The following is a 15,322-nucleotide window of genomic DNA, read 5'->3' as shown; positions in this document are numbered from 1 at the left end:
ACCGCTGGTACAAGGGCGTCAGGGGCGCTAAGGCGTGTTGGGTGCGGACTTGGCGCGGGGATGCGCTGCATCGTAAACTTCTAACAGGCGTGCCGTATCCACGGCAGTATAAGCTTGGGTTGTTGATAAAGAGGCATGTCCTAAAAGTTCTTGGATGGCGCGCAGATCGCCGCCTGCGGTCAACAGATGTGTCGCGAAAGAATGGCGCATCGCATGGGGCGTGACCGTGGCGGGCAGGCCAAGCTGCATCCGCGCCTGTTCTGTGACGCGCGAGATTAAGCGAGGGTTCAACGCCCCTCCGCGCTTGCCACGAAACAGCGCTGCATCATCGTGCAAATCATAGGGGCATTCTAAGATATACGCATCGACAGCTTTGCGCGCGACGGGCAAAACGGGCACAACGCGTTCCTTATTTCCCTTCCCTGTAATGCGAATGCTGTCGGATAAAGGTACATCTTTACCCGTCAAAGACAGGGCTTCAGAAATGCGCAAACCACAACCGTATAGCAGGGTCAAAACCGCCATGTCTCTTGCCGCGATCCAAGGTTCTGAATGCTGCAACTCTACCGTCGAAATCATGTCTTTGGCCGCCTCTACGGTGAGGGGGCGGGGAAGCTTTTTGGTGAACTTTGGCGACCGCGCTGACAAGATGCCAGTGGCGTCAAACCCGTCACGTTCGGCGATCCAACGGGTGAATGTTTTAACGGCTGACAATGCGCGCGCCAAAGACCTTGGCCCAACGCCGCGCCCGCGCTCTGATGCCATCCATGCGCGCATATCGGATATGGTTAAGTCTGCGATTTTCGCCGTGCCAAAGCCTGCGCCATGATGATGCATTAAAAACGATAACCAGCCCGTCACATCGCTGCGGTAGGCTGTAATTGTGTTTTCAGAAACGCCTTTCAGCGCGCGTTCCAAATCCAACCAGTCTGCGATTGCGATACGCAAACCATCTGTCAAAGAATAGGGCGCGGTCATGCCAGCCAGCGGCGCATGGTCCGTTCAAAAACGCCTGCAAAAAATGACAACAGATCAGTGCCTTGCGTGGATTTAAACATGTGGGGATCTTCTGCCCCAAGGATCAACAATCCAGGCAGGCGCCCAGAGCCGAAATCAAGCTTTAGACAGGCTTCGGAATGGATAAACCCTGTTTCGTCGCCGTAAATAATATCCGTGTCTGGGGCCACTTGACGAAGGGTAACAGCCCGCGCAGGGATGTTGCGCCCAAGTGTGAGATAGGTGTTGATAAAGCCAGGTTCGGCGGTGACCAAAACATCGCCCAATTTACGCACTACAGGATCATCGTCTTCGACCTTGGTTTCCAGTAACAACTTCACGCTGTCCACGCGCAAGATGTCAGAAACTTCGCCGCCCAAATCGCGTAGGAAGGTTTCGAAATCCAAAGGGTCCATCATGCGCAAAATGGCACGGTGAATTTGGTTGGTGCCTGCAAGGTTTTCATAAGCCGCCGCAATCACACCGCGATGGGTATCTTCGAGGCGATCAAGGCGATCTTCCAAGCGGTCCATTGCTATGCCGCGTAGGTCAACAATATTGCCGCCACCCGCTTTTTCATTGGCTGCGATCAAGGCTTTCATCACATCAATGTCGTCCAAAATCATATCCGGTTCGGAAATGATTTTTTCACGCAATTCCTCAGCCAATGGGGCCAGCGTTTTGGACGTGGGAGTCGTAGGGATCGTGGTGCTCATGTCTGTCGCCTCAAGCTATAGCTGGATTTTTCCAGTCTGTTGGGGGGCAATGTGACGGTTTTAACGGCTTTGCGCAAGAAAAATGCCAATCCGCGCATTGCATGACCCGCTCTGCGTTCTCAGCGCAACAGGGCCAAAATGCAAAACGCCCCGCAGGATTGACCTTGCGGGGCGTTTAATCAAATGGATGTGTCGCCAAATTGGCTTAAAGAATTTTGATCCCTGCGGCTTTGATGTCAGCCACAAATGCATCAAGACCTTTGTCTGTCAAAACGTGGTTTGCCATCGCTTTGATCACATTGGCAGGGGCGGTGATTACGTCAGCACCGATTTTCGCACATTCAGAAATGTGGTTCACAGTGCGGATAGAGGCAGCCAAGATTTCTGTGTCGTAACCGTAGTTATCGTAGATGGTGCGGATGTCTTCGATCAGGTCTAGACCATCGATGTTGATGTCATCCAAGCGGCCGATAAAGGGCGAAATGAATGTTGCGCCAGCTTTCGCAGCCAAAAGCGCTTGGTTGGCTGAAAAACACAAAGTGACGTTGATTTTGTGACCCTCTGAGGCAAGCACTTTACAGGCTTTCAAACCATCCAAAGTCAGTGGCAATTTAATAACCACGTTGTCTGCGATCTGCGCCAATTTGCGGCCTTCTGCGATCATTGTGTCTGCGTCTAGCGCGACAACTTCAGCAGAGACAGGGCCATCAACCAAATCACAAATTTCTTTCGTGACTTCCAGAATATCGCGACCAGATTTTTTGATCAAAGATGGGTTTGTTGTTACACCATCGCAAAAGCCAAGATCATTTAGCTCACGGATTGCATCAACATCAGCGGTATCGACGAAAAATTTCATAGGAGTGTCCTCTGTATACCTGTGGTTTCCTTGTCCTGATAGCGCAAACTTGACCTAGGAGAAAGGGGCTTTCGTGCAAAAGCGGCTCTGGTACGGGCGGCATAAAGCGCTTATTGAATTTGCCTATGACGCAAGACGATTATTTCCCCCAAGGCGCGTTGGTCGCTGTGCTTACGACAGAGCCGCTGGACCGCCCGCTTGATTACAAATCGCCAGGCGGCGGCTGCCGTTTGGGTGATTTTGTGCAGGTACCACTTGGTCCGCGCAAAGTTTTGGGCTGTGTTTGGGGGCAGGGAAAAGGCGGATTTGACCTCAGCAAAGCACGCAGCATTTCCAATATTTTGGATGTCGCCCCAATGCCCCCCGCAATGATGGAGTTTTTGGGAAAAGTTGGCAGTTATACCCTAACGCCCATGCCTGCGATGCTGCGCCTTGCCACGCGGGCGCCCGGCTTGCTAGATCCGCCGTCCATGCGCAAAATCTACCGTTTGGGTACAGGAGAAATGCCGCGCGAAACCGACGCACGAAAACGCGTGATTGCGGCCTTGAAAGAAACGCCCAACTTGGCCTTTACCCTAAAAGAATTGGCCGAACACGTGGGCGTGGGCACGGCTGTGATCAAAGGTATGGTGCCATCGGGTGCGATCCTTGAACAAGACAGCCCCCGTGATCTGGAATTTCCGCGCCTTGATCCCAGCCGCGATGGTAAAGTGCTCTCAGATGCGCAAGCCAGTGTCGCCACGGCCCTGCGCGCCGAAGTGGCGGCTGAGCGCTATAGCACGACTTTGTTGAAAGGTGTCACAGGGTCGGGCAAAACTGAAGTTTACCTAGAAGCCGTGGCAGAATGTTTGGCCCAAGGGCGCCAAGCTTTGGTGCTTTTGCCTGAGATTGCGCTGACCTCAGAATTCTTGGACCGCGTCGAAGAACGCTTTGGGTGCAAGCCTGCGGAATGGCATTCAGGTGTAACCATGACCGAACGCCGCCGTGTGTGGAAAATGGTCGGATCAGGCGGCGCACAAATGGTGATTGGCGCGCGCTCAGCATTGTTTTTGCCTTATCAAAACCTTGGATTGATCGTGGTCGATGAAGAACATGACACATCGTACAAACAAGAAGAAGGCGTGCTGTATAACGCCCGCGATATGTCCGTTTTGCGTGCATCTTTGTCTGGCGCTGCGGTGATCTTGGCCTCTGCCACGCCCAGTTTGGAAACATGGGCCAATGTGCAAGCAGGCAAGTACAAACGTCTCGATTTGGAAAGTCGTTTTGGGCCAGCTGTAATGCCTGAAATGCGCGCCTTAGATATGCGCACAGAAAAGCTGTCAGCCACGCGGTTTATATCCGATCAATTGGTTGCGGCAGTCAATGAACGCATTGAAAAGGGAGAACAATCCCTGCTGTTCATCAATCGTCGCGGCTATGCGCCTGTGACGATTTGCAGGGCGTGCGGCTTTCAAATCGCTTGCGATGATTGCGATGCGCGCATGGTGGAACACCGCTTTTTAAACCGCCTGATGTGCCACCAATGCGGTGAAACCAAAGAGATGCCGACGATCTGCCCATCCTGCCAAGTTGAGGGGCGGCTGGCCCCCGTTGGTCCCGGTGTGGAACGCTTGGCTGAAGAGGTGGCCGAAAAGTTCCCCGATGCAAAAGTCGCAGTTTTGTCATCTGATTTGTTTGGCTCTGCGCGAGCCTTGAAAGAACAAATCCAACTGATCGCCAACGGCGACACCGATATTGTGATCGGCACGCAACTTGTGGCCAAAGGGCATAACTTTCCCAACCTCACTTTGGTGGGTGTGATTGACGCCGATCTTGGCCTGCAAGGGTCAGACCTGCGTGCAGCCGAACGCACGTTTCAATTGATGCGCCAAGTGGCCGGACGGGCAGGGCGCGCCGAAAAGCGCGGCACTGCCTTGTTGCAAACCTATCAACCCGAACACCCTGTTATTCGCGCTATTTTAGCAGGCGATGAAGAAGGCTTTTGGCAAGCCGAGGCCGATGAGCGTAGGCTGGCAGGCGTGCCCCCATTTGGGCGTATGGCAGGGATTATTTTGTCAGGGCCCGATTTGGGTGATGTAACGCGCGCCGCCGATCTGATGGCACGCAATACGCAGGCTTTGCAAAGGGTCGGTGCGATGGCGTTTGGGCCTGCACCTGCTCCAATCGCGCGGGTGCGCGGCAAGCATCGTGTGCGACTTTTGGTAAAAGCTGACAAAGCTGTGCCGCTGCAAGCAGCGCTCAGTCAATGGGCCGCCGGTTTGCGATTGCCGAAACACGTTAAACTTCAAATCGATATCGACCCACAAAGCTTTTGGTAGGCTAGGTCAAGCTAAAGGTCAGGGGCTTGGTGGCGTGGCGTTGCATCACGCCCTTTGCTTCTAAATCCAATTGTACCGCTTTCAACCACCAGCCTGCTGTGGCTCCTTCAGGGAATAAATCCTGCGGCAGATATGACTTGGCCGCCTCTTTCAATTGGGCGGCTGTCTGGGGGGCACTGGTCTGTGCAAAGGCCTGCAATATGGCGGCTTTCATCGCGTTATATTTGGCTGCATTCACACGCGATGTTTTTTCGGGCGTGTTCACATTTTGAATTTCGATCATATCAGCCATGTTTTTATCTTTATACTTTTACGGGTTTCCCTCCGTTCAGGCGCGCCAAAGCGGAGGGAAGTCGCGTCTATGGATTAGCCGACGATTGGAATGTCGTATAAGCCGAGCGCAAAGGCGTCATCAGTATCAAGCCCAAGAAACAGGGCCTCTGCGCCGTTATCAAAGGCGACTAAAAGGCCGTCTTCGGTGTCTTGAAGATCCACAAATAGGCCGTTGAAGGAGCCATTCAAAACCAATGTGTCTTCGCCAATCTGGAAATCTTGCACGACGGCCGACCCTGAGTTGGACGCGTTGTTAGAATAAAATTCAAAAACATCGCTGCCTTGTCCGCCTGACAAAATATGTTCGCCATTGCGGCGCAGATTTGCCATCAGCCAGTCATCGCCCGCACCGCCATTCAAAACCGATGCATGGGCACCGCTGTCCAGAATGTCGTCGCCATCTTCACCGTAGAGCATGTTGTTGCCTTTTTGGCCGCGCAGTTCATCATTTCCCGCGCCACCAAACGCAATGTCATCGCCTTTGCCCAAGCGCACAAAATCATCGCCGTCGCCCAAGAAAATGATGTCATCTCCATTGGTGATCTGGGCGCCATTCGTATCGCTGGACCCAAGGGTGAATTGGTCGTTACCATCGGTGCCTTGGATGGGTGTCTCAAAGAGCGAGGTGTCGACGTCTAAAAATAGGTCTTCGAACAAAGCAAGACTGGTGTCGCCCAAACGCAGGTAGACATCAGCCCCATTCACGATGACATCGGAGGTATCTAAATCCAGATCGGTAATGTCGATGCCGTCAATTTCTACGCGGTCCTCAAGCTCATTAAAATCCGTAATCGTTGTCAAAGACGCACGGTTATCCGCCAGTCCAGTGATTGAAAACAGGTCCGCACCAGCACCACCAGAGGCAGTGTGATCCGCGCCAATAGAAACATCAAGGATCAGATCATCATCGCCGTTTCCGCCAAACACAGCGCTGTTCATTGTTCCTGTGTCGATGACATCATTGCCACCATTGCCGTTTAAAATATTATAGCCCGTTACGCCCATCAAGGTGTCGCCACCGCCGCCGCCAGTCACATCATTGTGGCCAATGCCGCCGATGAATGTATCCGCGCGAGACCCGAGTAAAACTGTGTTGTACCCACTCAAAAGATAGTCGCCGTCAGCATCAACATAATCTTCATCAACATAGTCTGCCGCACTGGTTCCATTGACGATCGCGCCCGTTGATCCCTCTGCCGGAACAATCGGAATTAAGACCGGATGAATTGGTTCAAAGTTGTAATTAACCATTAGAATATTCCCCACCTAGAAATGATAATGGTTAAAATTTGACCAAGCGACGGGCGTTGGTCAAATAAAAGCGACGCGTTTGTGCATGTTTATTTGGTCGTTTTATCTTTTCAGACCGCAAGTAAAGGCCTAAACCATGCGCATGAAACAGCCTATTCCTCTTGCGCAAACGCGCAGCTTGCCTTGGTGGCGTCGTCCTATATTTTTACTCGTCTTAATGGCTTTTGCCATGCCGATTGGCTTTAATACATGGAATGCTTTGCTCAATAATTTCGTGATTGAAATGGCGGGATTTACCGGTGTCGAAATCGGTTGGCTTCACACTGTACGTGAAATACCGGGCTTTTTGGCAATCGGGGTTATTGCGCTTTTGATGTTTATGCGAGAGCAGATATTGGGGCTGGTTGCGCTGCTGATGCTAGGGGTTGCGACCGCGTTGACAGCGTATTTTCCGTCTTTTGGCGGCATACTGACGTTAACAATGTTGTCGTCTATTGGGTTCCACTATTACGAGACCGTTAACCAGTCATTGCAGTTGCAATGGGTCGATAAGGCACGCGCGCCGCAGGTTTTGGGCTGGTTAATGGCCGCGGGATCTGCCGCATCACTCTTGGCCTATGGATCGTTGGTGCTCACGTGGAAAACGTTCGATTTGTCCTATTCTTTGGTCTACATGGTGGGTGGCGGAATTACCGCACTTATCGCCATCTATGCTTTGTTTTCTTTTCGTCAATTTGAATCGCCCCACCCCCAAGTCCGCAAACTGATTCTAAAAAAACGCTATTGGCTGTACTATGCATTGCAGTTCATGGCGGGGGCGCGTCGTCAGATTTTTGTGGTTTTCGCAGCCTTTATGATGGTCGAAAAATTCGGGTTTGATGTGCATGAAGTCACATCCCTGTTCATGATAAATTTTTTGATCAACATGTTTGTGGCCCCTTTGATGGGGCGCGTGGTTGGACGGAAAGGCGAACGGTTCGTTTTGCTGTTTGAATACGCAGGCTTGATTGTGGTGTTTTTGGCCTATGGTGGCCTGTACTGGCTAAGCTGGGGTGTCGCGGTCGCATCGGTCTTATATGTGGTCGATCACATGCTGTTTGGCTTGGCGTTTGCTTTGAAAACCTATTTCCAAAAGATTGCGGACCCGCAAGATATCGCCCCAACGGCGGCAGTCGCCTTTACCATTAACCATATAGCGGCGGTTTTTTTGCCCGCAGCCCTTGGGTATTTATGGCTGGTATCGCCTTCAAGTGTTTTCGTTTTGGCGGCAAGCATGGCTGGGGTTTCATTCGCCTTGGGGCTATTGATCCCACGCCATCCTCGCAAAGGGAATGAAACGATCTTTGCACGCGGCGACTTGGCATCTGTCTCAAGCACATCCCCGTGAAGCTGAGGCCCGCAGCCTAGAACCTTGTGAAAAGAGGGCTATATTGAAGGCAACTTAGAAAAGGATGCCATCATGTTTTCTCTCTTTTCCAAAACAACCCCACCCACGGCGCAGACAGCCCTTGAAGGGCGTGCAGAGGCGATCCCAACGGCACAAACCCATTTTGTTTACGGCAACGCTTTGAAAGCCGCAGTGGATCCCGCGCATGAGGTGGTGATTTTCGGCATGGGATGTTTTTGGGGTGTCGAACGCATTTTTTGGTCGCTCGACGGTGTGGTGAATACATCTGTGGGCTATGCGGCAGGTTTCACGCCAAACCCGACATATGATGAGGTTTGCTCTGGTCAAACGGGGCATAACGAAGTGGTGCGCGTGGTATATGACCCCGCGGTCATTTCGTTTGACGCTTTGCTTAAGACCTTTTGGGAAGGGCATGATCCAACCCAAGGTATGCGCCAAGGCAATGATCGCGGCACGCAATATCGGTCTGGTATTTATGTCACCACCCCCGCACAAATGCAGGCGGCACAAGCAAGTCAAACCCTCTATGCGCCAAAGCTTGCGGCAGCAGGCTATGAGGCAATTACAACGGAAATTTTGCAAGCCCCCGCCTATTACTATGCAGAGGATTACCATCAGCAGTATTTAGCCAAAAACCCCCAAGGCTATTGTGGCATCGGCGGCACGGGCGTTAGCTGCCCTATTGGGGTGGTGCAACGCACGGCCGACTAGGTGCTAAACCTTGCTCCAACACGGGGATCGGGCTATGGCAAGGCAACATATTTAGGAACCACGCCATGCCCACATTTACTGCTTTTACCAAAACAACAGGCCGTCTGCCCGCAGAAGCCATCAGCGCTTTGTTGGAAAACGTCATCCCTGAACCAACTGGGGTGGGGGTTTTCGAAATCGAAGACGGTTCAGGTCTGTGGGAAGTAGGGGCTTATTTCACCGAAAAGCCCGATGCTGTTGGTTTGGCTTTGATCGCGGCTGCCAATGATGCCAAAGATTTTATCATTTCAGAGCTGCCTGACACAGATTGGGTGGCAAAAGTGCGCCGCGATCTTGCGCCTGTCGAGGCAGGGCGGTTCTTTGTCTATGGGTCTCACGATGCGGATAAACTGCCAGATGACAAGATCGGCTTGCTGATCGAAGCTGCGATGGCTTTTGGCACGGGGCACCACGGCACGACACTGGGATGCTTGCGCGCCTTTGACCGCTTGCTGACAAATGGTGGCACTTATGAAAATGTTGCGGACATCGGCTGCGGGACTGCGGTCTTGGCGATGGCGGCTGCAAAAGTGAACGATACGCCCGCCTATGCATCTGACATTGATGAAGTCGCAGTGGCTGTCGCGCAAAGCAATGTGGACGCAAATGGATTGGGCGATCAGGTGATCTGTTTAGAGGCCGCAGGCTTTAGCCATGAAGTTCTTGAAGCCAAAGCGCCCTTTGATTTGGTGTTTGCCAATATCCTAAAAGGTCCGCTTGTGGCACTTGCCCCTGATGTTGCCGCACATACCAAAACAGGTGGTGCGGTGATTCTGTCTGGCATTCTCAATCCTCAGGCATCAGAAGTGATCGACGTTTATACACGAAATGGGTTCAATCTTATTCACCACGAAGAGATTGTTGACTGGTCAACGCTGACATTGGAAAAATCCGCCTAAAAATAGTCACAAAAACCTTGGTTATGCCCTTATTGCCCCATTCTCGCCACATTTCGGCGCGATAAATAGCTCACTGGTGGGGGCCGGTATGAGGGTGTTGCCATGGCCTATCTGGGTGCACAGCAATTAGAAAAAAGATTGACGCGGATCGACGTTAAGCGGCGTGCGATGGCTAAGGGTGCGATCTTTTCAGTTAACCATGACGGTTTGATCATCGCGCGCCCACGGCGTCGCGGTCCACGCTTTCCTGTGAAAGGCATGTTCCTTTCGCTACTGGGTCTGATGATATTCAAAGTTGGGCTCGTTATTGTCCTCGGCGCCAGCACTTATGGACAGCATGTTCAAGAACTGGCTGAAGGTTCTCCAGTCGAGCGCGCAGGCGCTTGGGTGATGGAAGCAGGCCCCGCAACTCTATGGGCTGCAAAACAGGTTAAATCCTTCGGGATTTGACGATACCAAATTTTAGATCATCTGCCGCTTGTTTCCCCTTGCGCTGCTTTTGATCTGTCCACGTAGGAACCCGCATCTGCATAGGTGCGGGTTTTTTCACGCTTTGGCGGTATATCGGCATATGTGTTTGCAATGTTCTTGTTTCGTGCTAACCGTAAAGAAAACGAAAACAAGAGCAGGATTAACATGCGCGTATTGGGAATAGACCCCGGACTTCGCAATATGGGCTGGGGCATCATTGATGTTTCTGGGCCGCGTATCACCCATGTGGCCAATGGTATCTGTCATTCTTTGGCCAGTGATGATCTGGCGATCCGCTTATTGTCTTTGTTCGATCAGCTTGCCGATGTCGTTCATACCCATCAGCCGACCTGTGCCGCAGTCGAGCAAACCTTTGTCAACAAAGACGCCGTCGCCACTTTGAAACTCGGCCAAGCGCGGGCTGTTGCTTTGCTTGTGCCTGCGCAATTTGGCCTGCCCATCGGGGAATACGCGCCCAATGCGGTGAAAAAAGCCGTCGTCGGCGTGGGGCATGCGGCCAAGCAGCAAGTGGAACACATGATCAAACTGCAATTGCCCGGCGCAAAATTGGCGGGCGCTGATGCTGTTGATGCTTTGGCTATCGCCATTTGTCACTCGCACCACGCCCAATCTGGCGCACGTCTTGCTGATGCGATCCAAAAAGCGGGACGTCCAAGAAAGCCCGCAGCCCCCAAATATGGGGCCCGCAAAACCACACCCAAAGGGGCAAGCGCATGATCGGCAAACTCACAGGCATTGTTGACTACATCGGCACAGATCACGCGATGATCGATGTACGCGGCGTGGGGTACATCGTTTTCGTCTCTGAACGCACCCGTATGGCCATGCCGCGCGCGGGCGAACCTGTGGCGTTGTACACCGATATGTTGGTGCGCGAGGACAATATGCAGCTGTTCGGTTTTACCTCTTTGTTTGAAAAAGAATGGTATCGTTTGTTAATTTCAGTCCAAGGTATCGGCGCGAAAGCCGCCATGGCTATTTTGGGCACGCTTGGCGCAGAAGCCACAGGGCGCGCCGTGGCGCTGGGCGATTGGAACGCGATCAAAGCTGCCCCTGGCGTGGGGCCCAAAACGGCGCAACGCGTGACAATGGAGCTGAAAGACAAAGCGCCGAAAGTCATGGCCATGGGCGGCGCTTTGCCCGAAACTTTGGATGCGGCCGATGCCGCTGAAGTGATCGAGGCTGCAACGCCCCAAGCGCCGCGCAAATCCGCCAAAGCAAAACCCGCTGCCAAAGCCAATGCAGCTGCCGAATCCGAAGCCCTGTCCGCTTTGCAAAACCTAGGATATAGTCCTTCTGATGCGGCGGGCGCTGTGGCACAATCGGCCATGGATGCCCCCGATGCGGACACATCAACCCTGATCCGCGCTGCCCTTAAACTGCTCGCGCCAAAGGATTGATAGATGGACGAATTTGATCCGATTGAGCCCGACGATACTCTGCGCGGGGAGCGCCAGCCCCAAGATGCGGATCGTGCCTTGCGCCCGCAAGTGCTGGACGAATTTATCGGCCAACACGAAGCACGCGCTAACTTGCGTATCTTTATCGAATCCGCGCGCAAACGCGAAGAAACCATGGACCATGTGCTGTTCTACGGCCCGCCGGGTTTGGGCAAAACCACACTGGCGCAGATCATGGCGCGTGAGCTTGGCGTCAATTTCAAAATGACTTCAGGGCCAGTTTTGGCCCGTGCGGGTGATTTGGCGGCGATCTTGACCAATTTGGAAGCCCGCGATGTCTTGTTCATCGACGAAATCCACCGCATGAACCCTGTTGTCGAAGAGGTTCTCTATCCCGCGATGGAGGATTTCGAGCTGGATCTTGTCATCGGCGAAGGCCCCGCCGCGCGCACCGTGCGCATCGAATTACAACCCTTCACGCTGGTGGGCGCGACCACGCGTATGGGGCTGCTCAGCACGCCTTTGCGGGATCGTTTCGGCATTCCCACGCGGCTGCAATTTTACACCACAGATGAGCTGCACGAGATCGTCACACGCGGCGCGCGTATGTTGGGTGTGCCTGCTGACGATGCGGGTGCCCATGAAATCGCCAAACGCGCGCGTGGCACACCGCGCATCGCAGGTCGCTTGCTGCGCCGTGTTCTGGACTTTGCCGTAGTTGAGGGCGACGGTCGTATCACACATGCCATTGCCGACAATGCCCTGACGCGTTTGGGCGTGGATCATCTGGGGCTTGATGGCGCCGACAGACGTTACTTGATGCTGATCGCCGAAAACTACCAAGGCGGACCTGTTGGGGTCGAAACGCTCGCCGCCGCTTTGTCCGAAAGCCGCGACGCGATCGAAGACGTGATCGAGCCTTACCTCCTTCAGCAGGGCCTGATCCAACGCACACCGCGTGGTCGGATGCTGACGCAAAAAACATGGCAGCACCTAGGCCTGACGCCGCCAAAGAAACCAGATCAAACGGAGCTGTTTGGCAAGTAGGGACGGGGACCAGTGCAGCCAGCGGCGCCACTGAGCCCAGAGTGACTGACGCTGCGTGGTGAAGCGCGGCGGCTACTCTATCAGTTAGGCTTTTCCCTAAATGTCTTGATCGCATACTCCCGAAATGTTACTTAGGGATATGTCTAAGTATGAATCGCACCTTGATCTTTGTTTCTCTGCGCTTGGTGATCCGACCCGACGCATGATCCTGCAACGCCTTGCGCGTGGTGAAGCGTCCGTGAGCGAGTTGGCCGAGCCGCACGACATGGCGCTGCCGTCCTTCATGGAGCACCTGAAGAAACTTGAAGCGGCAAACCTCATCACGTCGAAGAAGGAAGGGCGGACGCGGATATGCGAGTTGTCTCCCGATGCGTTCACACCAGCCAAAGATTGGCTAAGCGAGCAAAGCACGACTTGGGAAGGACGGCTCGACCGCTTTGACGATTACATTAAGAACCTCATGCAGGAGCGCAACAAATGAAACTCGACCCGAAGACCGATCTGACCTTTACCCGCACACTGAACGCGCCACGTTCGCTGCTTTGGGAATGCTGGACAACGCCAGAACACATCAAACACTTCTTTGTGCCAAAACCGCATGGAATAGACGCTTGCGAAATCGACCTGCGTGTTGGCGGCAAATTCAACACAACGATGAATGTCGCGGGCAACGTCATGGAAAACAACGGCGTTTACCTCGAAGTCGTGGACGGTGAGCGACTTGTCTTCACCGACACCTACAGCGAGGGCTGGAAGCCCGCTGCTGATCCGTTCATGACCGCGATTGTCGAATTTGCAAACGATGGCAAGGGCGGCACCATCTACACCGCGACCGCCCGTCACCGCTCGCCTGAAGCCCGTCAGACCCATGAAGATATGGGGTTTTATGACGGCTGGGGCACTGTCGCGACGCAGCTAGAGGATTACGCTCAGTCACTCAAGTGACCGACAGCGGACATCGCATCTAAGACCGCTTTGGTCGCTAAACCGAGGTACTTTAACAGCAGCTCCGTATTCGGCTGCACGGAAAGGACGCTACAATGCCAAAGATGATTTTCGTAAATCTGCCGGTAACCGATTTGCCAAAGGCGATGGCATTCTATCAAGCTATCGGGTTTGAGAATAATCCGCAATTTACCGATGATACAGCGGCTTGTATGGTTTGGAGCGAGGCAATCTTTGTAATGTTGCTGACCCATGACAAATGGCGCACGTTCTCCAAGCGCCCAATACCGCCTGCAACGTCAAGCGAAGTGCTTTTAGCGATTTCTTTCGATGATATAGCTGCCGTTGATACAGTAGTGGACGCAGCAGCAGCATTTGATGGCGCACCAGATGTCAACGCCAAACAGGATTACGGATGGATGTATAGCCGCAGCTTTGCCGATCCGGATGGGCATGTATGGGAATGCATGTGGATGGATATGGCTGCGGTTGGCGAACAGGAAGCAATATCATGACGACCGCCAAAAACACCATCTGCATCTGGTATGACAAAGACGCAGAGGCTGCCGCAAGGTTTTACGCCACTGTTTTTCCTGACAGCGAAGTCACGGCGGTGAATTTCGCGCCTACCGACTATCCTTCGGGCAAGGCTGGTGACGTTTTGACCGTTCAGTTCACCGTCGCGGGAGTGCCCTGTATCGGCCTGAACGGCGGGCCAGCATTCAAACAGGATGAGGCGTTTTCATTTCAGATAGCCACGGACGATCAGGCCGAAACTGACCGCTACTGGAATGCAATCGTCGACAACGACGGGCAAGCAAGTGCCTGCGGCTGGTGCAAGGACAAATGGGGAGTTTCTTGGCAAATTACGCCGCGTGTGTTGATCGCTGCTTTAGCCGCCGGCGGGGATCCGGCGCAACGTGCGTTTGAGGCGATGATGCAGATGGGCAAGATTGACGTGGCCAAAATCGAAGAAGCTTTACGGGACAAGTAGCTCCAGCATGTCCACCAAGGCGGGTCGCTTTCGCCTAAAAGACTCTGCTGTAAGCAGACTTTGGCGCGAATGCGGCAAACGGCAGCAACGTCCGCACAGCGGTCATCCATATCAAATCAGGCGCGGCGGCCATAAGGTTCCAAAGGTTGCCTTGCGACCGAGGGCTGGACATCTTGCACGGTTTTGACAAAAAGAGGCACAACGCGTTGGAGATATGCCATGACCGAAGACACCATAGATTACACCCCCGAAGCTGTTGAAGCTTATTTTACCCGCGCGAGTGGCGATTACGTGTTTGCGCGCTGGGGGCGGCCGATTGCGCCGGTGGTTTTTGGGGTCACAGACGCGTCAATGTCGGTCATCAAGGGCGCGATAGAAACCGCCGTTGTTATTGCTGGTGCCGAGATTTCCGAGACTGATCCTGAGCTGGGGTCCAACCTGATGATGTTCTTTTTCTCGGATTGGAAAGAGCTGTTGGATGTGCCCAATATGGGCGATATGATCCCCGATCTGGAAAGCCGCGTGGCCACCTTGATCGACCGCAATGCGCATCAATATCGCGCATTTCGTTTCGATGATGATGGCGCAATCAAGGCCTGTTTCACATTCGTGCGGATGGGCGGCGCAATGGACGAGGTGCCTGCGGATGTCATCGCGCTATCGCAGGCAACGCAGGCTTTGTTGTTGTGGTCTGACACGGTGTTCACCCAAGACAGCCCGCTGGCACAAACCGAAAGCGGTGCCGTGATCCGCCCTGATGTGGCGAATGTTCTGCGTGCGTCATATGATCGGGTGCTGCCGAGTTCTGCGCGCGATACATCCCATGCGCTGCGGCTTTATGCGCGTTTGATTGCAGGCTAACTGTCTTGCGCTTGTGATCTTTGCCCCATAGCTTGATCAAAATTGATACT

The 15,322-nt window shown here is 53.4% G+C and carries 18 protein-coding genes; 13 read left to right on the top strand and 5 right to left on the bottom strand.

What is annotated here, in order from left to right:
- Nucleotides 1-27: 27 nt before the first annotated feature.
- The 3 genes from EDD53_RS07360 to fsa form a co-directional block, all read right to left on the bottom strand.
- Nucleotides 28-978: a tyrosine recombinase XerC gene (locus EDD53_RS07360; protein ID WP_123792594.1), complete on the bottom strand. Its 951-nt coding sequence runs from the start codon at nt 976-978 to the stop codon at nt 28-30.
- Nucleotides 975-1,712: a DUF484 family protein gene (locus EDD53_RS07355; protein WP_123792593.1), complete on the bottom strand. Its 738-nt coding sequence runs from the start codon at nt 1,710-1,712 to the stop codon at nt 975-977. The genes EDD53_RS07360 and EDD53_RS07355 overlap by 4 nt, the downstream gene beginning before the upstream one ends.
- 205 nt (nt 1,713-1,917) lie before the next feature.
- The gene (gene fsa, locus EDD53_RS07350; protein ID WP_123792592.1) at nt 1,918-2,571 is read right to left on the bottom strand and encodes a fructose-6-phosphate aldolase; all 654 of its coding nucleotides are present in this window, start codon (nt 2,569-2,571) and stop codon (nt 1,918-1,920) included.
- 125 nt (nt 2,572-2,696) lie between these two features.
- On the opposite strand from fsa, the gene EDD53_RS07345 reads away from it, so the two are divergent.
- A complete protein-coding gene (locus EDD53_RS07345; protein WP_123792591.1) occupies nt 2,697-4,892 on the top strand; it encodes a primosomal protein N' in 2,196 nt (731 codons plus the stop codon).
- Between the two features lies 1 nt (nt 4,893).
- On the opposite strand, the gene EDD53_RS07340 is transcribed toward EDD53_RS07345, so the two are convergent.
- Together EDD53_RS07340 and EDD53_RS07335 are read right to left on the bottom strand one after the other, a co-directional pair.
- Nucleotides 4,894-5,184: a DUF6958 family protein gene (locus EDD53_RS07340; RefSeq protein WP_123792590.1), complete on the bottom strand. Its 291-nt coding sequence runs from the start codon at nt 5,182-5,184 to the stop codon at nt 4,894-4,896.
- A 74-nt stretch (nt 5,185-5,258) separates the two neighbouring features.
- Complete coding sequence (locus EDD53_RS07335; protein ID WP_123792589.1) at nt 5,259-6,476, bottom strand: calcium-binding protein; 1,218 nt, start codon at nt 6,474-6,476, stop codon at nt 5,259-5,261.
- A gap of 142 nt (nt 6,477-6,618) precedes the next feature.
- On the opposite strand from EDD53_RS07335, the gene EDD53_RS07330 reads away from it, so the two are divergent.
- From EDD53_RS07330 to EDD53_RS07275, 12 genes are all read left to right on the top strand, one after another.
- Nucleotides 6,619-7,863: an MFS transporter gene (locus EDD53_RS07330; RefSeq protein ID WP_123792588.1), complete on the top strand. Its 1,245-nt coding sequence runs from the start codon at nt 6,619-6,621 to the stop codon at nt 7,861-7,863.
- A 72-nt stretch (nt 7,864-7,935) separates the two neighbouring features.
- Nucleotides 7,936-8,595 (top strand): peptide-methionine (S)-S-oxide reductase MsrA, encoded by a 660-nt coding sequence (msrA, locus tag EDD53_RS07325; RefSeq protein WP_123792587.1) that lies wholly within the window; start codon nt 7,936-7,938, stop codon nt 8,593-8,595.
- A gap of 65 nt (nt 8,596-8,660) precedes the next feature.
- Nucleotides 8,661-9,533, top strand: a complete 873-nt coding sequence (locus tag EDD53_RS07320; protein ID WP_123792586.1) for a 50S ribosomal protein L11 methyltransferase — start codon at nt 8,661-8,663, stop codon at nt 9,531-9,533.
- 102 nt (nt 9,534-9,635) lie between these two features.
- Nucleotides 9,636-9,983, top strand: a complete 348-nt coding sequence (locus EDD53_RS07315; RefSeq protein WP_123792585.1) for a hypothetical protein — start codon at nt 9,636-9,638, stop codon at nt 9,981-9,983.
- Nucleotides 9,984-10,169: 186 nt separating this feature from the next.
- Nucleotides 10,170-10,742: a crossover junction endodeoxyribonuclease RuvC gene (ruvC, locus tag EDD53_RS07310; RefSeq protein ID WP_123792584.1), complete on the top strand. Its 573-nt coding sequence runs from the start codon at nt 10,170-10,172 to the stop codon at nt 10,740-10,742.
- Complete coding sequence (ruvA, locus tag EDD53_RS07305) at nt 10,739-11,425, top strand: Holliday junction branch migration protein RuvA (protein WP_123792583.1); 687 nt, start codon at nt 10,739-10,741, stop codon at nt 11,423-11,425. Before ruvC ends, ruvA begins: the two co-directional genes overlap by 4 nt.
- Before the next feature lie 3 nt (nt 11,426-11,428).
- The gene (gene ruvB, locus EDD53_RS07300) at nt 11,429-12,472 is read left to right on the top strand and encodes a Holliday junction branch migration DNA helicase RuvB (RefSeq protein ID WP_123792582.1); all 1,044 of its coding nucleotides are present in this window, start codon (nt 11,429-11,431) and stop codon (nt 12,470-12,472) included.
- A 139-nt stretch (nt 12,473-12,611) separates the two neighbouring features.
- On the top strand, nt 12,612-12,953 hold the full coding sequence (locus EDD53_RS07295; RefSeq protein ID WP_123792581.1) for an ArsR/SmtB family transcription factor: 342 nt from the start codon (nt 12,612-12,614) through the stop codon (nt 12,951-12,953).
- Nucleotides 12,950-13,417, top strand: coding sequence for an SRPBCC family protein (locus EDD53_RS07290; RefSeq protein WP_123792580.1), 468 nt, complete (start codon nt 12,950-12,952; stop codon nt 13,415-13,417). Before EDD53_RS07295 ends, EDD53_RS07290 begins: the two co-directional genes overlap by 4 nt.
- A 95-nt stretch (nt 13,418-13,512) precedes the next feature.
- Nucleotides 13,513-13,932: a VOC family protein gene (locus tag EDD53_RS07285; protein ID WP_123792579.1), complete on the top strand. Its 420-nt coding sequence runs from the start codon at nt 13,513-13,515 to the stop codon at nt 13,930-13,932.
- Complete coding sequence (locus EDD53_RS07280; RefSeq protein WP_123792578.1) at nt 13,929-14,411, top strand: VOC family protein; 483 nt, start codon at nt 13,929-13,931, stop codon at nt 14,409-14,411. Before EDD53_RS07285 ends, EDD53_RS07280 begins: the two co-directional genes overlap by 4 nt.
- A gap of 219 nt (nt 14,412-14,630) precedes the next feature.
- Nucleotides 14,631-15,272, top strand: a complete 642-nt coding sequence (locus EDD53_RS07275) for a hypothetical protein (protein WP_123792577.1) — start codon at nt 14,631-14,633, stop codon at nt 15,270-15,272.
- Nucleotides 15,273-15,322: the final 50 nt, after the last annotated feature.

This window comes from Pacificibacter maritimus (genome assembly GCF_003814915.1).
GTDB classification, from domain to species: domain Bacteria; phylum Pseudomonadota; class Alphaproteobacteria; order Rhodobacterales; family Rhodobacteraceae; genus Celeribacter; species Celeribacter maritimus.
The sequence above is the reverse complement of the archived record's forward strand: the minus strand, read 5'-3'. Positions and strand labels throughout refer to the sequence as shown.